This is a genomic window from Prosthecobacter sp. (assembly GCF_046154365.1).
Lineage (GTDB): Bacteria > Verrucomicrobiota > Verrucomicrobiia > Verrucomicrobiales > Verrucomicrobiaceae > Prosthecobacter.
The window spans coordinates 1-24,005 of record NZ_JBJXFV010000135.1; the positions used below are offsets into that span (position 1 = coordinate 1).

The window sequence follows — 24,005 nt, forward strand, 5'->3', positions numbered from 1 at the left end:
CACCTGCTGGCCAGCACCGCCCGAACTAGAGCGCTGATGAACCCTCGCCCTGCCCTCCAGTATTAATTGCCGCCCAACAATGCCCGGCAGGGTCCAAATCCGAAATCATTTTTGCGCTCTCGTCTGAGCAGGCCGTGAACGTAGGCGATGAAGGTGCGGTCATCCGCAAGGGTGGCGGCGTGCAGCAGGCGCTCCTCGACCTCGCGTCCCTGTCGGAGGTTGTCATAAACGAAGGCGAGGGAGACGGCGATGCTCGGCTCACGGTCATGGATGGTATTCTTCGCCTCGGTGAGGGCTTCACGGGCCTGCTCGAAGAGGCCACGGGACATGAGGTAGGTGCCGGTCTCGGCGAGTTCGAGCGCCTTGGTGCGGAGGGGATGCTTCAGGGTTTCGTGAATGTCCTGCATGATGCTGGACTGGCGCATGAGCATCCAGACGGTCTCGGTGTGGTTGCGCAGAGTTTGGACCTTCAGCTCAGCCAGCTCATGGTAGGTGAGGAGCTGGGCGGCGGTGATGGCACGGCGGGTGTGCATCTGCTCGGTGCGGACTTCGAGCAGTTCGTTCTTCAACTCCTGCGTCTGCCGCTTGATGGCTCTGGAGAGGACGCGGTTGGTGTTGAGGCTGGCGATGAAGATGGAGCCGGTGATGGCCGCCGTGGACTGGAAGATGGTATGGCCCAACTGCGCGCCCACGTCCTGGAAGACGGCGGAGAGGTGCTGAGTGTTGTCGAACATCTGCCGGCCGAGGAAGGCGGTGTTGTCCGCCATCTGGCGTCCCAGGGCCTGGCCGACCTTGAGGGTGGTGTCGCCCAGATGCTGGCCGACGGCTTCCATGGTGCCTTGCAGATGCGCGGTGTTGCTGGCCATCTGTGAGCCAAGAGCCTCGCCCACCTTGAGGGTCGTGTCATTGATGCCCTGCCCGACATTGACCATCGTGTCAGCGAGGTAGTTGGTGCTGTCGGCGATCTGGCCGCTGATCTGATTGCCCATTGCATCAACGTGCGAGTTCACTTCAGCGAAGCCCTGGGAGAGGTCGTTGTGCAGGCCGGAGAAACCATCGCGCATGGTGTTTTGCATGCTGCTGAAACCGTCGCGCATGGTGGACTGCATGCCGCTGAAGCCATCAGCGAATGTGTGATCGAGGCTCTTCATGGATGTCCCGAATCCTCGCGCGAAATCCTGCTGGTCGGCGAGAGAGCGAGCCGTGATATTGACCAACTGTTTCGACGGCGGAAGATTGCCGAAGATCGGGTCGGGGTAGTCATACATCATGTCGGCCATCTGGGATGGAGGCTAGTTGCCTGAGGCGCGGGTGGCAAAATCTTTTTGATCCGCCGCAAAGAAGGGCTGTTGCTCAAGGATCGTATGGAAGGGGAGCCAATACATGATGAAATGCCTGTGATGCATCGCGATCACGCGATGTATTCGCGAAACAGGCCGCCGAAGACGGCGCCGATGCGCCAGAAGCTTTCGTGGCGGCCGAAGTGGCCGTCGCTGTACATGACGATGGCGTAGCGGGTGCCGCGGTAGTCGAAGAAGAGGCCTTCGTGCTTGTAGGGGCCGTCGGTGCCGGTCTTGCCGCCGATGTAGGTGATCTCGGCGGGCAAGTACCAGCGGCCACGACCGAATTGATTGCGGCGGCAGGCTTCGAGGAGCATCTCGCAGCCGTAGTCGAGCTTGTAGTTCACGAGGCGCTCGAAGAATTCGGCATAGAAGCGGGGGGACTGGCCGTTGCCGCGGATGGGCACGTCGGGGAGGCGGTATTTCTGCTCGAAGTACTGCTCGTCGGCGGCGCTGAAGCGGCCGAGCATGGCATGCCAGGAGGCGTTGATGCTGAGGTCGCAGGCATTGACGATGTGCTGGAATTCCTCGCGGGTGAGGTTGCCCTGCTTCGATTCGAGTAGCACGGCGGAGACGGCTGGTTTGGGCATGGAGGCACCGGTGAGGACGCGGTCGGCCTGGAATTCGGCGAGGTAGGTGCCGGTGCTGAGATTTTTGACGGCGTAGCCGAGGCGCGGGTCATGCTTGATGCTGGCGTAGCCGCGTTCGAGTTCGGCTGTCCACGCCATGCCGTAGGCGGGTTTGGGGCCGAAGCGGAAGGTGGCTCCCGAGACGAGGAAGCGCTGGTTGTATTCGCGCAATGCAGCGGCACGTCTGCCGGAGACGAGGAAGGGAGCGCCAGAGTGTGTGCCGGTGGATTGTGAGACTAGGCCGGTGCGGCGGACTTCCTGCAAATCGGGCAGGATGCAGCCGGTGAGGACGGCGGGTGCGGTGCAGAGCGCTGAGCGGAGGATGTCGCGACGTGTGTTCATGGCGGAATGGTGAAGGTGCCACCGCAGGTGGTGGCGATTTGATTGAGCAACGAGGGTTTTTCGAGATCGATGGATGGCAGTTCGCCGATGCTGATGGTGTGGATGCGCGTCTGGAATTTGGTGTGGATGCGGGCGGCGAGTTCGAGCACGTATTGCGGTGTGCCGTCGCTGGGCTGGCCGTCGCTGAGGAAGTAGATGGCGTCGATGTTGCCGTCGGGCAGCATTTTGGTCAACGCATGGGTTAGCGCCTCGCACATGGGTGTGCCGCCGTCGGCCTGGATGCGCTCGATGAAGCGCACGGCCTGCTTGTGGTTTTTTTCGGTGTTGGTCTCGATGCCGCGTGCTGGGAAGCAGGAGTCGATGTTCGCGCCGAAGGTGATGATGCCGTAGCGCAGTTTGTCCGACATGTTTTGCATGGCGGTGAGGAGGTTGCTCATCTGCGCCTTGAGCCTGCCGATGCGATCGTCCTGCGTCATGCTGCCGCTGACATCGAGGATGAACAGGGCACCCTTCGCTTTGAATTCCATGCCGTAGAACGAGCCCATGTTGTTCATGGCGGGATCATCCAGCGGTTTGAGGAGTTTTTGTGTTTTGAGGTAGTTCGTGTAGTCGGTCTTGGTGAGTTTTTTCCATGCGACGTTCGCGCCTTGCTCGATGAGCCAGGCCTTCCATTTGTCCACGTCGGTCGCAAAACCCTGGCCGGTGAGGCGGTAGAGCGCGCACAGGGCGATGTCGTCGATGGCATCATCGCCAAGATGCGGCAGGAGCGCTTCGACGGCCTTGAGGTTCTGCATGCTGCCGAGGGCTTCTGCGGCGCAGGCACGCATGACGTGGGCGCAGGCGGGATCGAGCATGGTGGCGATGCGGGTGACGACGACTTCGGGATTGTCGGGGAAGGCACCGAGCGCTTTGGCAGCGAGGGCCACATGCTCGGGATCGCGCACGGCGGCGAGCGGGCCCTTGACCTGGGTGAGCATGTTCCAGAAGAAGGTGCGCGCTTCCAGCAGCCCGATGCCGGCGAAGAACATGAGGGCATCGTCATCACACGAAGGGTGTTTGACCAGCCAGTCGGCCAGTGCCTTGCGGCCTTCGCCCGCAGGCCAGGCGGTGACGATTTCGGCGAGCCGCAACTTCATGCCGGTGCCAACTTTTTTGTCACTGACGATGCTGAGTACGGCATCGCCCGTCAGTTTGGCGGCGGGCAGGTCTTTCAGCAGCGTGAGGGCCTCTTGATTGCCGATGCGTGCCGCCCGCACGATGGTTTTGAGTTGAGCCTCGGTTTCATCCGCAGCGTTCACACCTGCCGCGAGCAGGGCGACGGTGACCGCGCAGAGATGAAGGACACGAGGCATGGTGGGCTGGTTTTTCAGCACGAGGTTATTAGCTGCTGCTGCTATGCCAAGCCTAAAATGTTGCCATGGCAGGGCGAGAGGGGCTATGAGTGCCACGCAGGAGTGCTTTTGGGTCTTTCGGAAAGATTGGAAATAATCTTTGACAGAGATGCCGAGCGTCCTACTCTCGCGCCACTTTTTCGGTATAAGAGCCGGGGCGTACTATCTCCTGACATCAGTCTGCGAGATTTGCATTCCCCGGTTTTATTGTCGAAAGAGGAGGAGGTCTCTCACGAGACTGCCGCCGGTTTGCTGTTATAGCTCAGTGGTAGAGCACGTCCTTGGTAAGGACGAGGTCGAGGGTTCAAGTCCCTCTAACAGCTCCAGTGGCGCATTGTGGGGATCTTCGAAACACGACAAACGAACCAGTCCCAAGCGCACCCCCTCAACTAACTCCACCCATGGCTAAAGAAGCATTCCAACGCAACAAGCCGCACGTCAACATCGGCACGATTGGCCACGTTGACCACGGCAAGACCACCCTGACCGCCGCCATCACGACCGTCCTTTCCAAAAAGGGATTCGCGCAGGCGAAGGCTTATGATCAGATCGACGCGGCTCCTGAAGAAAAGGAGCGCGGCATCACGATCAACACCGCCCACGTGGAGTATGAAACCGATAAGCGCCACTACGCGCATGTCGATTGCCCCGGACACGCTGACTACGTGAAAAACATGATCACCGGTGCCGCCCAGATGGACGGTGGCGTTCTCGTTGTTTCCGCCGCTGACGGCCCAATGCCCCAGACTCGTGAGCACATCCTGCTTGCCCGTCAGGTCGGCGTTCCAGCCCTCGTGGTGTTCATGAACAAGGTGGACATGGTGGACGACGCCGAACTCCTCGACCTCGTCGAGATGGAAGTGCGCGACCTGCTTTCCAAGTATGACTTCCCAGGTGACGAAATCCCGATTGTGAAGGGTTCCGCACTCAAGGCCCTCGAAGGCGATCCAGTGCATGAGGCCAACATTCTCAAGCTCATGGACGCCGTGGACAGCTACATCCCGCTGCCAGAGCGCCCGATCGATAAGGACTTCCTCATGCCAGTGGAAGACGTGTTCGCCATCGAAGGTCGTGGTACCGTCTGCACCGGCCGTATCGAGCGTGGCATCATCAAGAAGATGGGTGAAGTCGAGATCATCGGCATCCGCCCGACCGCCAAGACGACCGTCACCGACATCGAAATGTTCCGCAAGCTGCTCGACGAAGGTCGTGCGGGCGACAACGTCGGCCTCCTCCTGCGTGGCACGAAGAAGACCGACATCGAGCGCGGACAGGTCATCGCCAAGCCCGGCTCCGTGACTCCTCACAAGAAGTTCACCGCCGAGGTGTATGTGCTTTCCAAGGACGAAGGCGGCCGTCACACGCCGTTCTTCAACAACTACCGCCCGCAGTTCTACTTCCGCACCACGGACGTGACCGGCAGCGTGAAGCTTCCTGAAGGTGTTGAAATGGTGATGCCTGGTGACAACGTCTCGATCGAAGTCGAGCTGATCACCCCGATCGCTATGGAAAAGACCATCCGCTTCGCCATCCGCGAAGGCGGCAAGACCGTCGGTGCTGGCCGTGTCGCCACCATCCTCGACTAAAGTCCGCGCAGTTCGTTTGTCTCGAACCCCGCCGGGTCTGGCGCACAGACCTGGCGGCGGTTTCGTCTCCTCACCGGGACGGAGGAGACCGCGACTTGCCAAACTGTCATCCATCGTTATCCATTCCGGGAAGCGTTTTCGCTAACACACAGGTCAGTAGCTCAATTGGTAGAGTAGCGGTCTCCAAAACCGTTGGTTGTGGGTTCGAGTCCCTCCTGGCCTGCCAGCGAACATCCCGAGAATATTTTCCCCGAAAGTCGCAACGCTTCACATGAGCCGCATCCGCAAATACATCAGCGAAGTCATCCTCGAACTCAAGAAGGCCACCTGGCCGTGGGATTCCAAGGAGAAGGGCTTTGCCAAATACCGCGAACTGAATGAATCCACGGTGGTGGTCTTCATCGCGATGATCCTGCTCGGAGCCTTCGTGGCCGCGTTCGACATCAGCTTCAAGTGGGCCTTCGAGGCCGCGCAGAAGCTGGGCATGTAGTCTTCATTTTCTCAACCCCTCTTTCCCCCGAAACCTTATGGGAGCCATCCCTGCACCCCGCGATCAGTGGTTCGTCATCCACGTCCGCTCCGGCCTTGAAATGAAGGTCCGTGACAGCATGCTCCGCCGTATCGAAACGGAGGAGATGGGGGACTATGTCTTCCAGGTGCTCGTTCCCATGGAACGCGTGGCCGAAGTGAAGAAGGGCAAGCGCTCTGAGAGCAACCGCAAGTTCTTCCCCGGCTACGTCATCGCCAACTGCCATCTGCTCGACGAACACAACCGCCTCGTCGATAAGACCTGGTATTTCGTCAAGGAAACTGACGGCGTCCTCAATTTCGCCGGTGCCAAGGACCATCCCATCGCCATGCGTGCCAAAGAGGTCGAGGCGATGCTCTCCCAGGTCCGCGACAAGGACGACGGTGCGGTGCCGAAAATCGCCTTCAACCTCGGCGATACCGTGCGTGTGGCCGACGGTCCCTTCGAGAGCCAGAACGGCATCGTCGAGGAAATCGATCCGGTGCGCGGCGTGCTGCGCGTCTCCGTTAACATCTTCGGTCGCTCCACTCCGGTCGATCTCGAATACTGGCAGGTGGAAAAGGCATAAAGCCGCCTGACTCATTTAATTTCATCCCCAAGCAAGCAAGGAACACAAACACATGGCCAAGGAAATCATCAAACTCATCAAGCTTCAGATCAAGGCTGGAGCCGCCAACCCCGCACCGCCCATTGGCCCTGCTCTCGGTCAGGCCGGTGTGAACATCATGGCTTTCTGCAAGGAATTCAATGCTGCCACCGCGAAAGCTGGCGGTGACGTGCTGCCCACTGTCATCACCGTTTACAAGGACAAGAGCTTCACCTTCATCACCAAGCAGCCGCCGGCTTCCAACCTCCTGAAAAAGGTGGCGAACATCGCCTCCGGCTCCGGTGAGGCCAGCAAGAAGAAAGTTGCCAAGATCACTAAGGCCCAGCTCCTCGAAGCCACCAAGATGAAGCTAGCCGACCTCAACACCACTGACCTCGAACGTGCCTCCCGCATCATGGCTGGCACCGCACGTCAGATGGGCATCGACATCGCCGACTAATCCCCCAACCCAAGCAGGAGAACGTCACAGTTCGCCACCACTGCACACCCACCATGCAAAAGAGAAGCAAACGTTACAAGAAAGCCGCCGAGATGGTTCCGGCAGGCAAGGTTTTCACGCTTGAAGAAGCGGCCGACCTCCTGCGCAAACTCCCTGGCACGAAGTTCAACCAGACTGTCACCCTGTCGTTCCGCATGGGTGTCGATCCGAAGAAGAGCGACCAGATGGTGCGCGGCACCTGCCCGCTGCCCCATGGCTCCGGCAAGACCGTGCGCGTCGCCGTGTTCGCCCAAGGTGCTGCTGCTGATGCCGCCAAGGCCGCCGGTGCTGACATCGTCGGCAACGAAGACCTCATCGCCAAGGTGAAGGAAGGTTTCACCGACTTCGACGTCGCCATTGCCACTCCCGCAGCGATGAATGAAGTCCGCAAACTTGGTAAGCAGCTCGGACCGCGTGGTTTGATGCCCAATCCGCGTACCGGCACCGTCACTGAAGACACCGCCGCCGCCGTGAAGGCCGTGAAGGCTGGTCGCGCTGACTTCAAGCTCGACAAGAATGGCAACATCGCCTCCTCCGTCGGCAAAGCCTCTTTCGAGGTGAGCCAGCTCGCCGAAAACGCCACCTCGCTCATCGAAGCCGTCGTGCGTGCCAAGCCCGCCTCCGCTCGTGGTCGTTATGTCGAAACCATGACGCTTGCCGCCACCATGTCGCCTGCGCTCCGCATCGACGTGTCGAAGTACATCAAACTCTAATCCACGCAGCACTGACACATGAAAGCTGAAAAGACATTGCTCATTGATGACCTGCTGCGCCGGGTCAATGCCTCCCCGTTCCTCTTCGTCGTCGATTACACCGGCCTCAAGGTCGATAAATTCGCCGAGCTGCGCAAGCGCCTTAGCGCCGTCAGCGCGGAGATCCACGTCTTCAAAAACAACTTGGTGAAGAAAGCCGCTGAAAAGGCCGGCTACCCGGGTGATTTGAGCACCCACCTGACCGGCCAGAGCGCCTACGTCACCGGTGCCAAGGACGTTTGCGCCACCGCAAAGATCTTGAAGAACTTCGCCGCTGAATTCGAGAAGCCGGTGATGAAAGTTGGCGTGCTCGACGGCAAGCTGCTGGATGCCAGCGCCGTCAAGGTTCTCGCTGATCTGCCTTCCCGTGAAGCGCTCCTCTCGCAGCTCCTTGGCGTGTTGCAGGCTCCTGCCTCGGCACTTGCCCGCGTGCTTAAAGCCAAGGCTGATTTGGAATCCGCCCCGGCCGAAGCTGCGCCTGCTGAAGCCGCTCCTGAAGTTGCGCCTGTTGAAGCAGTTGCTGAAACCGTTGCTGCCTAACCCACCCCAATTTGACCAGATGGCCCGTCACACGGCCTGAATACCTAAACACCCAATGGTTCCTCGCCGGAGCGAAAGCTTTTGCTCTTAAATCATCCGCAGCTGCGGAGCGCGGCGACACCGACACACTAATATGGCTGACCTGAATAAAATCGTTGAAGAACTGAGTGGCTTGACCGTCATGGAAGTCGCTGAACTCGTGAAATCCCTCGAAACGAAGTGGGGCGTGAGCGCTGCTGCGCCCGTGGCCGCTGCTGCCGCCGGTGGCGGTGGTGCCGCTGCTGCTCCTGTTGAAGAGAAGACCGAGTTTGACGTCATCCTGACTGAAGCCGGTGCCAACAAGATTGGCGTCATCAAGGAAGTCCGCGGCGTGGTCCCCGGCCTTGGCCTTGCTGAAGCGAAGAAGCTCGTCGAGAGCGCTCCGCAGACCCTCAAGGAAGGCGTCAAGAAGGAAGAGGCGGAAGAAATCAAGAAGAAGATGGAAGCCGCCGGCGCCAAAGTTACGATCAAGTAACCTCACGTTCCTCCTGCTCTTTGCTGCGTGGCGTGCGCTTTCAACAGCCAGCGCCACGCGGCCCAGAGTCTCTCAAGTTAGTCCAGTCCAATCCCCCGTTAGTTTCGTTTCATCGCATGCCCGCACCCGTCCGTGACCTCCTGAACTTCCGCAGCCAGCGCTGCGGTTCCGGGGTTGCTCGCGGTGTGGCGGCTGCTGTACTCCATTTTTTCGGCCTGAGTGCGGGTTCATCCCCGGTCTCCGGCTGTTTCATTTTCGCAACCATTGTGTGTGAGGCTGGGCTGGCCGCCTGACCTCACCGCTGTTGTTGCCACGCGGAATTAACCCCTCCGCATCCTGCCCCCGCCATCGCCCCCTAAACCGCCTCATCTCTGCCTTATGTCCCAGCGCACCAACTTTGGCAAAATCCACGAAGTCGCCGAGCCCCCGAATCTCATCGAGATCCAGCTCCGCTCATACGAGGATTTCCTCCAGAAGAACATCACCCCCTCGAAGCGCAAGGACCTTGGTCTTCAAGCCGTGTTCCGGGAAGTTTTCCCGATCACCAGCTACGATGAGAAGATGACGCTCGATTTCGTGCAGTACGAAATCGGCGATCCCAAGCTCTCTTCCCTCGAAGCCATTCATGAGGCCGAGACTTTCAGCGCCCCGCTGTATGTGACTTATGAGTTGAAAGACGAGGCCGGTGCGAAGCAGGAACGCGTGTACATGGGCGAAATCCCCCTCATGACCGTGCGTGGCACGTTTGTTATCAATGGCGCCGAGCGTGTCGTCGTTTCCCAGCTCCACCGCTCCCCCGGCATCTGCTTTGAAACCTCCCAGCACCTCAACGGCCGCTGGTTGCACGGCTTCCGCATCATTCCTGACCGCGGCACCTGGCTCGAAGTGCAGTTCGACACAAACGACCTGCTCTACGTCTATCTCGACCGCCGCCGCCGCCGTCGCAAGTTCCTCGCCACCACGCTCCTGCGTGTGATCGGTTTCCCCACCGATGAGGATATCCTCAAGCTGTTCTACGAAATCCAGGACCTGAAGCTCAAGGACAGCATTTCCGAAGAAGAAATCGCCACCAAGATCCTCTACAAGGACATCCTCGACGGCGAACTCATCGTCGCCCGTGCCTACGAGCCGCTGACCTCCGGCGTTGTGCGCCAGCTCATTCAGCTCGGCATCAAAACCATCAAAGTCGTCACCGCCTCGCCGGATGATCTGCTCATCACCTCGCTGCGCAAAGACACGGCGAAGGACGAGGACGAAGCGCTCAAGGAAATCTACCGCCGCCTGCGTCCGGGCGATCCGCCCACCACGCCGAATGCCCGTGCGCTCGTGAAGCGCCTCTTCTTCGATCCGAAGCGCTATGACCTTACCCGTGTCGGTCGCTATAAGATCAACCAGAAGCTCTCGCTCAAGGTCGATACCGAAATGCGCATCCTCACCGCCGAGGACGTCGTCTCCGCGCTCCGCTACCTGTTCCATCTGCGTGAAGGCCAGGGCATCCTCGATGATATTGACCATCTCGGCAGCCGTCGTGTGCGTGCCGTGGGTGAACTCCTCGCCAACCAGTGCCGCGTGGGCTTGTCCCGCACCGAGCGTCTCGTCAAAGAGCGTATGACCTTGTTCGACGTGAACATGGACACCATGACGCCCGCCAAGCTCGTCAATCCGAAGGCGCTTTCCGCCGTCGTGCGTGACTTCTTTGGCCGCAGCCAGCTCAGCCAGTTCATGGATCAGATCAATCCGCTCGCGGAACTGACCCACAAGCGTCGTCTCTCCGCTCTCGGACCAGGCGGTCTGAATCGTGACCGTGCCGGCTTTGAAGTTCGCGACGTTCATCCGTCCCACTATGGCCGTATCTGCCCGATTGAGACTCCTGAAGGTCCGAACATCGGTCTGATCAACTCCCTCGGCAGCTATGCCCGCATCAACGAGTTCGGCTTCATCGAAACGCCGTATCGCCCGGTGAAGGATTGCCTCGTCTCCGACAAGATCGAGTACCTCACCGCCGATCAGGAAGAGAAGCACTACATCGCCCAGGCGAACAATCCGATCGACGATAAGGGCCGTTTCAAAGGCAACAAGATCACTGTCCGTTATCGTGGCGACTTCATCGAAATCGAGCCTGAGAAGGTCACGCTCATGGACGTGTCGCCAAAGCAGCTCGTCTCCGTCGCCGCCGCGCTCATTCCGTTCCTGGAACACGATGACGCCAACCGCGCCCTCATGGGTTCCAACATGCAGCGCCAGGGCGTTCCGCTTCTCGAAGGGGAGTCACCGCTCGTTGGCACCGGCATGGAAGGCAAGGCCGCGCGTGATTCGCGCTCGGTCATCGTTGCCGACGCCGGTGGCACCGTCGCCGCCGCGACCGCTGACGTGATCATTGTCACCAAGGACGGCAATCTGCCGATCAAGGACGAAAAATTCCTCGAGAATCCCATCAAGTCGGTGCAGACCGATGAAGACAAGGGCACGCACGTCTATCCGTTGCGCAAGTTTGGCCGCAGCAATGCCGGCACCTGCATCAACCAGCAGCCGCTGGTGAAGCGCGGACAGAAAATCAAGAAGGGCGATGTCATCGCCGACGGTCCTTGCACCGACCAGGGTGAGCTTGCCATCGGCAAGAACATGCTCGTCGCCTTCATGCCTTGGAACGGTTACAACTTCGAAGATGCCATCACCATCAGCCGCCGCGTGGTGAAGGAGGACATCTACACCTCCATTCACATCGAAGACTTTGAAGTCATCGCTCGTGACACCAAGCTTGGACCTGAAGAAATCACGCGTGACATCCCGAACGTCGGTGATGAAGCGCTGAAAAATCTCGATGCCCAGGGCGTCGTGCGCATCGGTGCGGAAGTGAAGCCTGGCGACATTCTCGTCGGCAAGATCACGCCGAAGTCCGAAACCGAACTCGCCCCTGAAGAGCGCCTCCTGCGTGCCATCTTCGGTGAAAAGGCCGCTGACGTGAAGGACACCTCCCTGCGTGTGCCTTCCGGCTGCACCGGCATCATCATGGATGTCCGCATTGCACAGCGTGGCCTCGGCGCCGACTCTGAGAAGGAGAAACTCTCTCCTTCCGAGTACAAGAAACACATCAAGCAGATCGAAGAAGACTACCGTGCCAAGAAGGAAGACCTCACCGAGCAGCTCACCGAGCGTCTCTCTGACATCCTCCTCAATGAGAAGATCCCGCTCGACATTGTGAACGGTCAGACGGGCGAACCGCTCGTCGGCGCGAACAAGAAGATCACCAAAACGATGCTCCGTCATGTGGCTGAAAGCTACGACACCATCGAGATCGACCCGAGCCCGATCCGCAACAAGATCTTCGACATCATCCAGACCTTCGAGCAGAAGTTCTCGGACTCCGACATGGAACGTGAGCGCAATCTCGACAAAATCGAGAGCAGCGAAGAAACCGCCGACACCGGCGTCGTCAAGCAGGTGCGCGTCTTCCTCGCCAGCAAGCGCAAGCTTTCCGTCGGTGACAAGATGGCCGGCCGCCACGGCAACAAGGGCATCGTCGCCAATATCGTGCCGGAAGAAGACATGCCTTTCCTCGAAAACGGCACTCCGGTGGACATCGTGTTGAACCCGTTGGGCGTGCCATCACGCATGAACGTGGGTCAGGTGCTCGAAACCCACCTGGGTCTCGCCGCCAAGGCTCTCGGCATGAAGATCGCCACCCCGGTCTTCGACGGTATTCCTGAATCCAAGATCATGGAGTACATCAAGGACGCCAAGAAAGTCCCCGGCTACGAGTGGATGGGCCTCAACGGCAAATCGAAGCTCTATGACGGCCGCACCGGCGATTCCTACACGCTCGACGTCGTCGTCGGCTACATTTACATGCTCAAGCTGAACCACCTTGTCGCTGACAAGATTCATGCTCGTGCTGTTGGTCCTTACTCGCTCGTCACGCAGCAGCCTCTGGGCGGCAAGGCCCAATACGGCGGCCAGCGTTTCGGCGAAATGGAAGTGTGGGCGCTCGAAGCCTACGGCGCGGCTTACACGCTGCAGGAACTGCTCACCGTCAAATCCGACGATGTTCAAGGCCGCACGCGCATTTACGAGCAGATTGTCAAAGGCGATCACGCTCTCGAAGCCGGCACGCCGGAGTCGTTCAACGTTCTCATCAAGGAAATGCAGTCCCTTGGCCTCGACGTGAAGGTGCACAAGCGCTCCAACGCCAACGCAGATGCGGAAGCCCTCGAAAGCTTTGCCACCTCGGCGGGTGCTTAACCCGTCTTCCCCCAGCAACCCAGCGCAAAAACCTGCCACCCATCTCCACACATTATGAATGCTGACGCGAGCTTGAAAGAAATCTTCGGGGAACCCCAAACCGGCGAGGAGTTCGACTATGTGTCGATCTGCATCGCCTCTGCTGACCGTGTTCGCTCATGGTCCTCCGGCGAAGTCAAAAATCCGGAAACCATCAACTACCGCACCTTCAAGCCCGAAAAAGGCGGCTTGTTCTGCGAGCGTATCTTCGGCCCCACCCGTGACTGGGAGTGCGCCTGCGGCAAGTACAAGCGCATCAAGCACAAGGGCGTCGTCTGCGACCGCTGCGGTGTCGAAGTGACCCTCTCCCGCGTGCGCCGTGAGCGCATGGGCCACATCGAACTCGCCGTGCCGGTGACGCACATCTGGTTCTACAAGTGCATGCCTTCCCGCATCGGCCTCATGCTCGACATGACCGCCCGCTCGCTGGAACGCGTGATCTACTATGAAGACTACATGGTCGTCGATCCGGGCAGCACGCCGCTTCAGCGCGGCCAGCTTCTCACCGAAGTCGATCTGCGTGAAGCCGAAGAACAGTACGGTGCGGACGCCTTCCGCGTCGGCATGGGTGCCCAGGCCATCCGCGACATCTTCGCCCAGCTCAATCTGGCTGATGTCACGAAGGAACTCGAAGAGGCGATGACCAAGACGCGCTCCAAGCAGATTCGCAAGAAGCTCGCCAAGCGCCTCAAGCTTTGCGCCGGTTTTGCCGAAAGCCACAGCCGTCCAGAATGGATGATTCTCGAAGTGCTGCCGGTCATCCCGCCGGATCTGCGTCCGCTCGTTCCTCTCGAAGGCGGCCGTTTCGCCACCTCCGACTTGAACGATCTCTATCGTCGCGTCATCAACCGCAACAACCGCCTCAAGAACCTCCTTCAGCTTCGCACGCCGGATGTCATCATCCGCAACGAAAAGCGCATGCTCCAGGAAGCTGTCGATGCGTTGTTCGACAACGGTCGCCATGGCCGCCCGGTCACCGGCGCGGGCAATCGTCCGCTCAAGTCGATGTCCGACATGCTCAAAGGCAAGTCCGGCCGCTTCCGTCAGAACCTGCTCGGCAAGCGCGTCGATTACTCCGGCCGTTCCGTCATCGTCATCGGTCCTGACCTTTTGCTGCACCAATGCGGTCTGCCGAAGAAGATGGCGCTCGTCCTGTTCGAGCCCTTCATCATTCGCCGTCTCAAGGAGATGGGCCTCGTTCACACCGTCCGCAGTGCGAAGAAGATGATCGAACGCCGCACGCCGGAAGTGTGGGACATTCTCGACGAAGTCACCAAGGGTCACCCCGTCCTCCTCAACCGTGCGCCGACGCTCCATCGTCTTTCGATCCAGGCCTTTGAGCCGAAGCTCATCGAAGGTGAGGCCATTCGCGTGCATCCCCTCGTTTGTACGGCCTACAATGCCGACTTCGACGGTGACCAGATGGCCGTTCACGTCCCGCTTTCCATCGAAGCGCAGATGGAAGCCCGCTTGCTCATGCTCGCGCCGAACAACCTGTTCAGCCCTGCCAGCGGCAAACCCGTGATGAACCCTTCGCAGGACATTCCGCTCGGTTGTTACTTCCTCACCTACCTGCGTGAGTTCCCCAGCCACGAGAAGGCGAAGAAGGGCGATGTGGAAGGCCGCATGCCGTCCTTCAACGACGCCTCCGAAATCGAGTTCGCCATCTCCGAAGGCGGCCTTGCTGTGAACGACAAGATTCGTTTCCGCAATCCCGACTACAAGCTGCCGAAGCGCCCGTATGGCGACCCCAGCAAGGCCGTGATCGAAACCACCGCCGGTCGTGTGCTCTTTAATGAGACCTGGCCGGAAGGTCTTGGCTTCATCAACACCACCGTCGGCAAGAAGCAGGTGTCCGACATCATCTGGCGCTGCTTCCAGACCGTGGGCCAGCGCGAGACCGTCCATGCCCTTGACCGTCTCAAGCAGCTCGGCTTCCGCGAAGCTACCCGCTCCGGTTGCTCCATCGGTATCACCGACATGGTCATCCCGACGGCCAAGGCCGCCGGTCTTGAGAACGCCTACAAGCAGATCGAAGAAATCGAGAAGCAGTATCGTCGTGGTATCATCACGCACGGTGAGCGCTATCAGAAGATCATCGACATCTGGACGCAGGTCGGTGAAATCGTTGCCGATGAACTCTTCCGCACGTTAGAACACAACGAAGGCAAGAAGCATCACAACCCGCTCTACGTCATGGTAAACTCGGGTGCCCGCGGCAACCGTACGCAGATCAAGCAGCTCGCTGGTATGCGCGGTCTGATGGCCAAGCCTTCCGGTGAGATCATCGAACGTCCGATCACCTCGAACTTCCGTGAAGGTCTGAGCGTGCTTGAGTACTTCATCTCCACTCACGGTGCGCGTAAAGGCCTCGCCGATACCGCGCTGAAGACCGCCGACTCCGGCTACATGACCCGCAAGCTCGTCGATGTGTCCCAGGACGTCATCGTCACCGAGGAAGATTGCGGCACCGTCAATGGCATCACGCTCGCCTCCATCTATCAGGGCGACGAAGAAATCGTCGATCTCAAGACCCGCATCTATGGCCGCACCAGTTGCGAGACCATCCACGATCCGGTGGACAAGAGCGTCATCATCAAGGCCGGCCAGATGGCCACCGAGAAGGAAGCCGCCCACCTCATGAAGATCGGCGTCGAGAAACTCAAGATCCGCTCCGTCCTCACCTGCGAAAGCAAGCGTGGCTGCTGCGCGAAGTGCTACGGCCTCCACCTCGCCACGCATCGCATGGCGAAGATCGGCGAAGCCGTCGGCATCGTCGCCGCCCAGTCCATCGGGGAGCCCGGCACGCAGCTCACCATGCGTACGTTCCACGTCGGTGGTGCTGCCATGAGCTCCTTCAAGCAGCCCTTCATCAACACCAAGAACGCCGGTACCGTCAAGTACACCGACATGCGTGCGGTGACCACCATTGAAGGCACCTGGATCGCCCTTACCAAGAACGGCATCATCTCCATTCATGACGAGGAAGGCCGCGAACTCGAGAGCCACAAGCTCGTCGCGGGTGCCGTCATCGCCGTCGAAGACGGTGGGAAGGTCAAGAAAGGCCAGCAGATCGTCACTTGGGATCAGTACAACGTGCCGATCATCACTGAGAAGGCTGGCAAGCTGGAGTTCCGTGACATGATCTCCGGCATCACCATCACCAAGGAAGTCAATCAGAGCACCGGCAACGAGGAAACCGTCGTCATCGAGCACAAGGAAGACCTCCATCCGCAGGTCGTCGTCGTGAATCCGAAGACGCACGAGGTGCTCGCCAGCTACACCATTCCCGCCGGCGCTCACTTGAGCGTGAAGAACAACGAGAAGGTCGAAGCCGGCACCACGATTGCCAAGACGCCGCGTAAGGCCTCGAAAACGAAGGACATCACCGGTGGTCTGCCGCGTGTGGCCGAACTCTTCGAAGCCCGCAAGCCCAAGGATGCCTGTGAAATCGCCCGCATCGACGGTACCGTCGAAATCGGCGGCCTCGTTCGCGGCAAGCGCCGCGTCATCGTCACCGACACCAAGACTGGCCAGCAGGAAGAGCATCTCATCCCCCGCAGCAAGCACATCTTGCTCTTCAACGGCGACCACGTCAGCAAAGGCGACCAGATCACCGAAGGACCGGTGGTGCCGCATGACCTCCTTGAAATTCTTGGCCCGCAGGCTCTCCGCGAGCATCTCGTCAACGAAGTGCAGGAAGTGTACCGTGCCCAGGGCGTGGAAATCAATGACAAGCACGTCGAGATCATCATCCGCCAGATGCTGCGCAAGGTGAAGATCACCGATCCGGGCGACACCGAGTTCCTCTGGGGCGATCAGATCGACCGCGGCGAGTTCGAGAAGGAAAACAACCGTGTCTCCGAAGAAGGCGGCAAGCCTGCGGAAGCAGAACCGGTTCTTCTCGGCATCACCAAGGCCTCCATCGAGACCGAATCCTTCATCTCGGCCGCTTCCTTCCAGGACACCACCCGTGTGCTCACCGAAGCCGCCACCCTCGCGAAGTCCGACTTCCTGCGCGGTTTCAAGGAAAACGTCATCATGGGCCACCTTATCCCTGCCGGCACTGGTTTCATCACCAACCGCAACTTCGAGCTCCACGAGACCGAGAAGCCCGTGCTTCCCGTCCGTGTCCGCGAAGACGAAGAGGAAGCCCTCACCGCGTAATCCGCGTCCTCAGCCACTCAATCCCGCCTCCCTCGGTGCCAGCCGTCGGAGGCGGTTTTGCGTTCGGGTTAAGGCGTCCGTCTCCGTCTCGTCCTCCCAAAGCACCGCGCGGTTCTGGCAAGGAGCAGGACGAGCCAGTTGCAGCACCGAACGAGCCAGACAAGGAACGCGCTGATCGGGGCGGACGACTGGATGCGTCAGGAGCATGAAGGAAGGTGACTGATGCAGCCTCAGACATCCTGACCTCCGGCGCTTCTCGTACCGTGACGAGGAATGTCAATGATCCTCTGCGACCGTCCATCCTCTGCGGTATATTTGTATTGAACCGCAGAGGATGGACGGTCGCAGAGGAGAACCGGCTCACTGAGTTTCCTCTGGGGTAAGGATGTCTGAGCCTCCGATGCCCATCCGTCGCTCTGAGCATGAGGACGATTGAGATACCTACAGCTTCAGCCGGAACACGTCCTTGGCCTTCACGCTTTCGGCGAAGGCGGTGAGGAGCTGGATGGTGTGCTCGACATCGTCGAGGTGGGCCATTTCGACGACGCTGTGCATGTAGCGCAGGGGCAGGGACACGAGGTGTGGCGAGTCAGCGGGATTGGCGGCGGAGGTTTGTGGCCTGGCGATGGCAGCTTGCCCGCAGGGGTTCGATGAGGGCCAGCCAGTGGCTGCGTTCGGGTTCCCGGAGATCAAGCAGGTATTCGACGATCTGATCGACGTCGCTGACGGCCTGATCGAGGAGGGGGAGGATCTCGGGATTTTGTTTGAGATGCATCATGGCGTGGAGGCGATCAGCGCAATGGCGAAACAGGTGCCCAGCGAGGGTAAGGGCGGATTGATGCACGACTTCCCGCAATGTTTCCGGCAGATCCTCGGGGTTTTCAATGCCCTGTTTCCGGGCACGGGACCAGAGGCGGGCGTGGTAGCTCTTCAGGTAGAGAATGAAGTGGTCCGGATGCTGATCCATCCAACGGTTAAACTCCTCATGAAATCTGAGGTGAGGATGCCGGCCGAAGATGTGGCCGGTGGCGGCGTGGAGATCTTCCAGCGTTTCCCGTTCTTCGTCACTTAACCGCCAATGGTTGCTGATGCAAAGGCGGCGCGGTGGTCGGCGGTGCCGAGGCGGCTGCGACGAAGGATAACGGCGTTTCATGGTCAAGGCTCCCAGATTGAATTTCGGGAATGTTGTCATAAGTCCGGTGCTGATGTCGATTCTGAAAAGAGCAGGGACAGAGAGCGATAGAGTCAACGGGAGTGATGGAGACTGCGAGAGGGCAGCGAACGCGCCTACAGCTTCACCCGGAACTCATCCTTGGCCTTCACACTCTCCGCGAAGGCGGTGAGGAGCTGGATGGTGTGCTCGACATCCTGGAGGTGGGCCATTTCGACGACGCTGTGCATGTAGCGCAGCGGCAATGAGACGAGGGCGCTGGGGATGCCGCTTTGCTGGTGGAAGATGACGTCGGTGTCGGTACCGGTGCTGCGCGATGAGGCCTCGTGCTGGACGGGGATTTTCTCTTGCTCGGCGACTTCGATGAGGCGCTTCACGACTTCGACGTGGTTGGCGCCGCCGTGGGTGAGGCTTGGGCCGCCGCCGAGCTTGATCTCGCCGTGTTTTTTTTCATCGACGTGCGGGGTGTCAGTGGCGTGGGTGACGTCGAGCACGACGGCGACATCCGGCATGAGGCGGTGGGCGATCATGCGCGCGCCGTGGCCGCCGATCTCCTCCTGCACGGCGTTGACGGCATAGACGGTGGTGGGCAGGCGGGATTTGCGCTTGGCGAGGCGGGCGATGACCTCGGCGATGATGTAGCCGCCGAGGCGGTTGTCCAAGGCACGGCCACAGAGCTTGTCGGGGCCGAGTTCTTCGACGCCATCCGCATAGACGGCCGGATGGCCGACGCGGATGCCGGCCTTGGCGACTTCTTTGTCGCTGGAAGCACCGATGTCGATGGCGAGTTCATGCACCTTCGGGACTTTCTCGTCGGTGCGGTCGCGGATGTGGATGGCAGTGTTGCCGATGACGCCGCGCACGGTGCCTTTGTCGCCAAAGATATCGACGCGACGCCCACGGGCGGTGGCGACATCACTGCCGCCGACGCGATCGACGAAGATGAAGCCGTGCTTGTTGATGTACTTCACCATGTACCCGATTTCATCGGCGTGGGCTTCGAACATGAGGCGGCGTCCGTTCGTGCCGCCATCGAGTGTGGCCCAGGCGCTGCCGTAGGCATCGCTTTCCACGCGGTCGGCGAATTTGCGTGCGTAGGCGGCCCATTTGCGCTGGCCGCGTGCCTCAAAGCCAGTGGGGCTGGGCGTGGAGAGGAGATCGAGGAGGAAGGCTTTGGAGGAGGGGGACATGGGGAAGGGAGGCGAACATTGAACACTGAAGGTTGAACAATGAACATTGAATGATGAATGGATCAGCGGGCGGTTGGGGTTGGAGATTGAGTGTTCAGCGTTCGATGTTCAGTGTTCATCGAGGTACAATGCCGAGGTAGTTGCGCACGGTGCTCCAGCCGGGGTCGGAGTGCTCCTGGCCGTCGGCGGTGCGGTAATAGAGGGCGGAGGAGTGGCCGCCGTCGAGGTTGAGGGCGCGGTGGATGTTGAAACCGGCGAGGCTGCCCGGCTGGGCGAGGATTTCCGCGAGTTCGCCGAGGCTGATGTTGCGGGCGAGGCCGAGGAGCCAGCGATGGCCGCCGTCGGTGGCGATGAAGGTGCGCGTGGTGTGCTTGCTGCGTTCGAGATTCGGCACCGGACGACCCGCATCGACGAGACGTGGGCCGGCTTGCAGCAGTTCGTGGGCGCTGCTGCGGTTGACCTCGGCGTTCCAGAGTAAGCGTGGCTGTGAATCGACGACAACGGCACCGGTGAGGAGTTTGTTCTGCTGCCAGGCACCGGTCTTGCGACCATTGGTGATCATGAGGCCCATGGGCCTGAACTGCGGCGTGAAGAAGCCGCCGTTCACGCCGGCGATGGCGTTCGCACGACGCAGGCACTCGCTGATCTTGCCGCCACCGGACCAGTCTTCGGGCTGGTCGATGACTTTGAGGTCGTAGCTGCGGCTGTCGAAGATCACGAACTGCATTTCGACGGAATGAACCGTGGTTTGATGCAAGGACGCGCCGCCGATGAGAGGCTGGCCTGCTTTGGCGGAATCGATTCGAGAGGGATGTAAGGCAGCCTGGTTTTGAATTGGTGCGGGTACTTCGTCCCACGATGGGTAGCGCGGTGCCAGGGAAGGTGGGTTCGGATCGCTTTCGACCGGCGTTGCTCGTGGTGGCTGAACACAGCTCGTGAGGGCGAGCGCGGCCATGATGGCGAGGCGATGCATGCGCTCAGAGGCGGGTGGCGAGCTTTTTCTTCATCGCGGCGAGAGCACGCGCACGATGACTGAGCTGGTTCTTCGTTTCAGCGGGAAGAACGCCGAAGGAATCGGTGAAGCCATCTGGAACGAAGAGCGAATCATAGCCGAAGCCGCCTGCGCCCTGCTCTTCGAGCAGGAGATGGCCCGCGACACTGCCGTGCGTGATGTGCAGCACCTCGCCACCGCGGGCGAGGACCATGCAGCAGTGGAAGCGGCCGGCGAAGCGTGAGTACATCGCCTTCTTGGCGAGTTCGACTTTGAGCTTGGCGCGATTGTCCGCAGCGTTGGCGGTTTCACCGGCATAACGGGCGCTGCGCACGCCAGGAGCACCACCGAGGGCATCGACTTCGAGGCCGGAGTCATCGGCGAGCACGAGCATACCTGGAGCACCACGACTGCCGCTAAGGGCCTTGATGATGGCGTTGGCCTCGAAGGTGTCGCCGGTTTCTTCATCGAGCGTGATGTGGGGATGAGCGCGCAGATCTTCCACCTGCCAGGCGCGACCGAGGATGGCGGCGACTTCTTCGGTCTTGTGGGCGTTGGAGGTGGCGAAGAGGAGGGCGGACATAGCATGCGAACATTGAACGCTGAACATCGAACATCGAACATCGAACATCGAGTGGTCGAGTGGTCGAGTGGTCGAGTGGTCGAGATCGAAAGGACCGAGCAACCATTGTAAACCACTGTCAACCACCGCAAACAACTGCAAATCTTCGTCAATGCATCAGCGGTTCGAGCAGGCGCTCCTCGGTGATGAGGCCGAGGGGGGCCTGGCGTTCGTCGATGACGATGGCAAGGCGGCGGCCTGATTTGCGCATGCGCTGCAGGGTGTGCAGAGCGGACAGGGTGCCAGGAATGGCATCAAGCGTACGCATGTGCTGCCGCACGAGGCGGTCGGGCGGGATGGTGGCGGGCAGCTCGGTGGTGTCGAGAACGCCGATGAAGCTGCCGTTGTCACCAAGCACGGGCAGCAGGGTGCAATTCTGCTCGCGGGCGATGATCAGCGCGGTGCTGAGTGTCATCTCGGCGGCGAGGGCGATGCTGCGTGCGAGCGGCTGCATGAGGTCGGACGTGCTGAGCTTCTTGTAATCGAGCATGCGCTCGATGAGATGCGTGGCGGTGGCGGAGAGTTGGTGCTGCGCGGTCAGTTCCTGCGCGAGTGCCTTCAAACCGTCACGACCACGGTTCTGGCGTGCGACGTTGGGCACCACGATGGTTTCGGCGGACGGTTTGGCGGCGGCGATGGTGCGGAACAAGGGGCGCGCCATTCCGACGAAATGCACGAGCGGTGAAACCGAGCGCAGCGAACGAAACGGATAACGGCGGAAGAGTTTCTTGGGCATCACTTCGAGGCCGATGAGGAACACGGGCAGGGCGAGGGCGAAGGCGAGCGCATAACCCCACAGGCTGGCATTGCGCACGACGGGCAAGGCGATGAGCACAAAGGCGCAGAGATTGGTCATGTGATTCGCCACCGTGATGCAGCCGATGAGCGCATCGCGATCTTCGAGCAACGGCAGCAGGCCGCGTGCGCGGGCATCACCTTCGTCGGCGGCATGACGCACGCGCACGCGGCTGACGGCCAGCACTGCGCTCTCCAGGCCGGAGAGGATGAAGGACAGGGCGAGACAGAGAATGAGCAGGAGCCAGGTCATGGGGAAAAGCTGAAAGCTGAAATTTGAAATCAGAGTTCGGCGGATTCGTCGGCGGGCTTGGGTTTGAGGCGCAGTTCGACTTCTTGAATGCGGGCGCGGACGGTGCGGCGGACCTTGATGTCGGCACCGGCGATGGTGATGCGCTCGCCGGGTTTTGGCACATGACCGAGCTGGTTGAAGACGAGGCCGCCGATGGTGTCGATGCCGCCGACGTCGAGTTCGATGCCAAGTTCCTTTTGCAGATGGTCGAGGCGCGTGCCGCCATCGAGCAGGTAGCGACCGCCGCCGAGGTCGCGGATTTCGGCGGATTCACCATGCCAGGGTGCGGCTTCATAGAGCAGCCAGTCGGCGATTTCACGGCGGGTGATCATGCCTTCGAGGCCGCCGTATTCATCGGCGATGAGCACGGGCTGACCGCCGCTTTGCAGATGATGGTCGAGGGCTTCGAGCACGGGCATGGTCTCGGGCACGAAGGCCGGGGTGCGCAGCAGCGTGCGCCAATCCGGGCGGTTGGCGAGCTTCCAGGCGCTGGTGTCGATGACGCCTTCGACGGAGTCGGGAGTTTCGCCATACACGACGACAAACCGGCTGGCGGATTTTTCGAGAATGGCCGTGGCTTTCTGCGGCGCGTCCGCGCTGCTCATCAGCGCTAGATCGACACGTGGGATCATGCAGTCGCGTACGGTGAGTGCCTCAATATCAAGCGCCTCATGAATCATGGCGCTCTCATCGCTGTCGAGCAGGCCCTGCTCCTGGCGCATTTCGACGAGGGTTTCAAATTCGTCGCGCGTGACAGGCAGGCGCATCTTCACATGACGGGTGACAAATTTTTGCAGCAGCACATCGGTGGCATGATCCGCAAACGCGGCGAGGGGGTCGAGTACGTTACGCAGCGGGTTGAGCAGACGCAGGCTGCCGAGCAGAACCACGGAGGGTGCGCGTGCGGCAAAAAATTTCGGGGCCATATCACCTAGCAGAACCGTTGCCAAGAATAGCACGGATGACGTGATCCAGGGATTCCAGCCGAGATAAAGCAGCGGGCCGGTGACAATCCAGAGACCCAGTGCGGCGAGGGCGAGATTCAACGCGGCGGAGAGCAGCAGCGCACGGTGCAGTTGCGCGAAGGGATTCGCGGTGATGGCGCGGAGTTTGCGCGCCACGGCACCTTCGCCGGCGGCGAGAAGCTGTGCCTCCACATCTCGTGCGCTGTGAATGGCGGTTTCCGAGGCGGAGACGACCGCGAGGATCAGCAGGAGATTGAGGTAGATCAGGGCGGCGACGAGCAAGGACATCGAGAGGAACGCCACAGTGTGGGCGGTGGCGACGTGGAGGGTCAAGGTGTATTACGTGCCGGGCACCCGCCGTCTCACCCGCAAACATGAAGAAACAAGGGGGGGGGTGACAGGTCAGGTTATACTGCCCGTCCTCATGATTTGTGATTCCCACAGATTCAGGCAGGCCCACAGATTGGTTTTCTGATTCAGGCAATCTGTGGGCCTCCTTGAATCTGTGGGAGAAAAAGGTTTTCACCAATCTTGATGACTCCAAGTATCATTGAGTTCCATCACCGAGTTCACGGAGAGACACAGAGGTCTCAGCCGTAACCATGCAGTTGGGTTTGCGCTGAGCGCGGCAGCGTCCTGGAGTGCTCCAGCCCTCTGGAGCTTTCCGCAGGCCCGGGGACGTTCGAAAGCGCCAGAGGACTCTGAGCTTTACCCACAAGTATTTCGAGAACCGAAGCGCCGCCAAGCCTCGGTGATGGCGTCGAGTTGGTGCAGGCCTTGCCAGAGGACTTGGGCGCCTGGGTGCCCGTCGCCCTTGCGGCCCAGG

General features: G+C 60.3%; 19 protein-coding genes and 2 tRNA genes. 12 read left to right on the plus strand and 9 right to left on the minus strand.

All coding sequences use genetic code 11. The features are described from left to right. Positions 1 to 62 precede the first annotated feature (62 nt). The 3 genes from ACKVY0_RS17185 to ACKVY0_RS17195 form a co-directional block, all read right to left on the minus strand. Positions 63 to 1,280, minus strand: coding sequence for a hypothetical protein (locus ACKVY0_RS17185; RefSeq protein ID WP_409216055.1), 1,218 nt, complete (start codon positions 1,278 to 1,280; stop codon positions 63 to 65). A 131-nt stretch (positions 1,281 to 1,411) separates the two neighbouring features. Beyond that, complete coding sequence (locus ACKVY0_RS17190; RefSeq protein WP_409216056.1) at positions 1,412 to 2,311, minus strand: hypothetical protein; 900 nt, start codon at positions 2,309 to 2,311, stop codon at positions 1,412 to 1,414. Beyond that, on the minus strand, positions 2,308 to 3,663 hold the full coding sequence (locus tag ACKVY0_RS17195) for a VWA domain-containing protein (protein WP_409216057.1): 1,356 nt from the start codon (positions 3,661 to 3,663) through the stop codon (positions 2,308 to 2,310). The genes ACKVY0_RS17190 and ACKVY0_RS17195 overlap by 4 nt, the downstream gene beginning before the upstream one ends. A gap of 290 nt (positions 3,664 to 3,953) precedes the next feature. On the opposite strand from ACKVY0_RS17195, the gene ACKVY0_RS17200 reads away from it, so the two are divergent. The 11 genes from ACKVY0_RS17200 (at position 3,954) to rpoC (ending at position 17,153) form a co-directional block, all read left to right on the plus strand. Next, positions 3,954 to 4,028, plus strand: a tRNA-Thr gene (locus ACKVY0_RS17200). A 75-nt stretch (positions 4,029 to 4,103) separates the two neighbouring features. After that, a complete protein-coding gene (gene tuf / locus ACKVY0_RS17205) occupies positions 4,104 to 5,288 on the plus strand; it encodes an elongation factor Tu (RefSeq protein WP_409216058.1) in 1,185 nt (394 codons plus the stop codon). Between the two features lie 150 nt (positions 5,289 to 5,438). After that, positions 5,439 to 5,514: transfer RNA gene (locus tag ACKVY0_RS17210), tRNA-Trp, on the plus strand. Positions 5,515 to 5,559: 45 nt separating this feature from the next. After that, positions 5,560 to 5,778: a preprotein translocase subunit SecE gene (gene secE / locus ACKVY0_RS17215; protein WP_409216059.1), complete on the plus strand. Its 219-nt coding sequence runs from the start codon at positions 5,560 to 5,562 to the stop codon at positions 5,776 to 5,778. A gap of 37 nt (positions 5,779 to 5,815) precedes the next feature. Continuing rightward, positions 5,816 to 6,385 (plus strand): transcription termination/antitermination protein NusG, encoded by a 570-nt coding sequence (gene nusG, locus ACKVY0_RS17220; protein WP_409216060.1) that lies wholly within the window; start codon positions 5,816 to 5,818, stop codon positions 6,383 to 6,385. Between the two features lie 52 nt (positions 6,386 to 6,437). Then, complete coding sequence (gene rplK, locus ACKVY0_RS17225; protein WP_409216061.1) at positions 6,438 to 6,863, plus strand: 50S ribosomal protein L11; 426 nt, start codon at positions 6,438 to 6,440, stop codon at positions 6,861 to 6,863. A gap of 53 nt (positions 6,864 to 6,916) precedes the next feature. Further along, entirely contained in the window at positions 6,917 to 7,615 is a 699-nt protein-coding gene (rplA, locus tag ACKVY0_RS17230) for a 50S ribosomal protein L1 (RefSeq protein ID WP_409216062.1), read from the plus strand. Between the two features lie 18 nt (positions 7,616 to 7,633). Next, positions 7,634 to 8,194 carry a 50S ribosomal protein L10 gene (gene rplJ, locus ACKVY0_RS17235; RefSeq protein ID WP_409216063.1) on the plus strand — a complete coding sequence of 187 codons (561 nt, stop codon included), beginning with the start codon at positions 7,634 to 7,636 and terminating at the stop codon, positions 8,192 to 8,194. Between the two features lie 133 nt (positions 8,195 to 8,327). Next, positions 8,328 to 8,708, plus strand: coding sequence for a 50S ribosomal protein L7/L12 (gene rplL, locus ACKVY0_RS17240; protein ID WP_409216064.1), 381 nt, complete (start codon positions 8,328 to 8,330; stop codon positions 8,706 to 8,708). A gap of 378 nt (positions 8,709 to 9,086) precedes the next feature. Next, positions 9,087 to 12,947, plus strand: a complete 3,861-nt coding sequence (rpoB, locus tag ACKVY0_RS17245) for a DNA-directed RNA polymerase subunit beta (RefSeq protein ID WP_409216065.1) — start codon at positions 9,087 to 9,089, stop codon at positions 12,945 to 12,947. A 54-nt stretch (positions 12,948 to 13,001) separates the two neighbouring features. Then, a complete protein-coding gene (rpoC, locus tag ACKVY0_RS17250; protein WP_409216066.1) occupies positions 13,002 to 17,153 on the plus strand; it encodes a DNA-directed RNA polymerase subunit beta' in 4,152 nt (1,383 codons plus the stop codon). Between the two features lie 441 nt (positions 17,154 to 17,594). On the opposite strand, the gene ACKVY0_RS17255 is transcribed toward rpoC, so the two are convergent. Continuing rightward, positions 17,595 to 17,729, minus strand: coding sequence for a hypothetical protein (locus tag ACKVY0_RS17255; protein WP_409216067.1), 135 nt, complete (start codon positions 17,727 to 17,729; stop codon positions 17,595 to 17,597). Between the two features lie 49 nt (positions 17,730 to 17,778). On the opposite strand from ACKVY0_RS17255, the gene ACKVY0_RS17260 reads away from it, so the two are divergent. Further along, positions 17,779 to 18,225 carry a hypothetical protein gene (locus ACKVY0_RS17260; protein ID WP_409216068.1) on the plus strand — a complete coding sequence of 149 codons (447 nt, stop codon included), beginning with the start codon at positions 17,779 to 17,781 and terminating at the stop codon, positions 18,223 to 18,225. Positions 18,226 to 18,440: 215 nt separating this feature from the next. Here the strand turns inward: ACKVY0_RS17260 and ACKVY0_RS17265 are convergent, their stop codons facing one another. The 5 genes from ACKVY0_RS17265 to ACKVY0_RS17285 form a co-directional block, all read right to left on the minus strand. Beyond that, positions 18,441 to 19,514, minus strand: coding sequence for a M42 family metallopeptidase (locus ACKVY0_RS17265; protein ID WP_409216069.1), 1,074 nt, complete (start codon positions 19,512 to 19,514; stop codon positions 18,441 to 18,443). A 115-nt stretch (positions 19,515 to 19,629) separates the two neighbouring features. Beyond that, a complete protein-coding gene (locus ACKVY0_RS17270; RefSeq protein WP_409216070.1) occupies positions 19,630 to 20,487 on the minus strand; it encodes a phosphodiester glycosidase family protein in 858 nt (285 codons plus the stop codon). A 4-nt stretch (positions 20,488 to 20,491) separates the two neighbouring features. After that, on the minus strand, positions 20,492 to 21,088 hold the full coding sequence (locus tag ACKVY0_RS17275) for a non-canonical purine NTP pyrophosphatase (RefSeq protein WP_409216071.1): 597 nt from the start codon (positions 21,086 to 21,088) through the stop codon (positions 20,492 to 20,494). 148 nt (positions 21,089 to 21,236) lie between these two features. After that, entirely contained in the window at positions 21,237 to 22,175 is a 939-nt protein-coding gene (locus ACKVY0_RS17280) for a CNNM domain-containing protein (RefSeq protein WP_409216072.1), read from the minus strand. A gap of 29 nt (positions 22,176 to 22,204) precedes the next feature. Then, a complete protein-coding gene (locus ACKVY0_RS17285) occupies positions 22,205 to 23,512 on the minus strand; it encodes a CNNM domain-containing protein (protein WP_409216073.1) in 1,308 nt (435 codons plus the stop codon). Positions 23,513 to 24,005: the final 493 nt, after the last annotated feature.

Bases quoted from the DNA above. Each gene is read 5' to 3' on its own strand.
- ACKVY0_RS17185 (WP_409216055.1), bottom strand. From the start codon at position 1,280: ATGGCCGACATGATGTATGACTACCCCGACCCGATCTTCGGCAATCTT.
- ACKVY0_RS17190 (WP_409216056.1), bottom strand. From the start codon at position 2,311: ATGAACACACGTCGCGACATCCTCCGCTCAGCGCTCTGCACCGCACCC.
- ACKVY0_RS17195 (WP_409216057.1), bottom strand. From the start codon at position 3,663: ATGCCTCGTGTCCTTCATCTCTGCGCGGTCACCGTCGCCCTGCTCGCG.
- tuf (WP_409216058.1), top strand. From the start codon at position 4,104: ATGGCTAAAGAAGCATTCCAACGCAACAAGCCGCACGTCAACATCGGC.
- secE (WP_409216059.1), top strand. From the start codon at position 5,560: ATGAGCCGCATCCGCAAATACATCAGCGAAGTCATCCTCGAACTCAAG.
- nusG (WP_409216060.1), top strand. From the start codon at position 5,816: ATGGGAGCCATCCCTGCACCCCGCGATCAGTGGTTCGTCATCCACGTC.
- rplK (WP_409216061.1), top strand. From the start codon at position 6,438: ATGGCCAAGGAAATCATCAAACTCATCAAGCTTCAGATCAAGGCTGGA.
- rplA (WP_409216062.1), top strand. From the start codon at position 6,917: ATGCAAAAGAGAAGCAAACGTTACAAGAAAGCCGCCGAGATGGTTCCG.
- rplJ (WP_409216063.1), top strand. From the start codon at position 7,634: ATGAAAGCTGAAAAGACATTGCTCATTGATGACCTGCTGCGCCGGGTC.
- rplL (WP_409216064.1), top strand. From the start codon at position 8,328: ATGGCTGACCTGAATAAAATCGTTGAAGAACTGAGTGGCTTGACCGTC.
- rpoB (WP_409216065.1), top strand. From the start codon at position 9,087: ATGTCCCAGCGCACCAACTTTGGCAAAATCCACGAAGTCGCCGAGCCC.
- rpoC (WP_409216066.1), top strand. From the start codon at position 13,002: ATGAATGCTGACGCGAGCTTGAAAGAAATCTTCGGGGAACCCCAAACC.
- ACKVY0_RS17260 (WP_409216068.1), top strand. From the start codon at position 17,779: ATGGCAGCTTGCCCGCAGGGGTTCGATGAGGGCCAGCCAGTGGCTGCG.
- ACKVY0_RS17265 (WP_409216069.1), bottom strand. From the start codon at position 19,514: ATGTCCCCCTCCTCCAAAGCCTTCCTCCTCGATCTCCTCTCCACGCCC.
- ACKVY0_RS17270 (WP_409216070.1), bottom strand. From the start codon at position 20,487: ATGCATCGCCTCGCCATCATGGCCGCGCTCGCCCTCACGAGCTGTGTT.
- ACKVY0_RS17275 (WP_409216071.1), bottom strand. From the start codon at position 21,088: ATGTCCGCCCTCCTCTTCGCCACCTCCAACGCCCACAAGACCGAAGAA.
- ACKVY0_RS17280 (WP_409216072.1), bottom strand. From the start codon at position 22,175: ATGACCTGGCTCCTGCTCATTCTCTGTCTCGCCCTGTCCTTCATCCTC.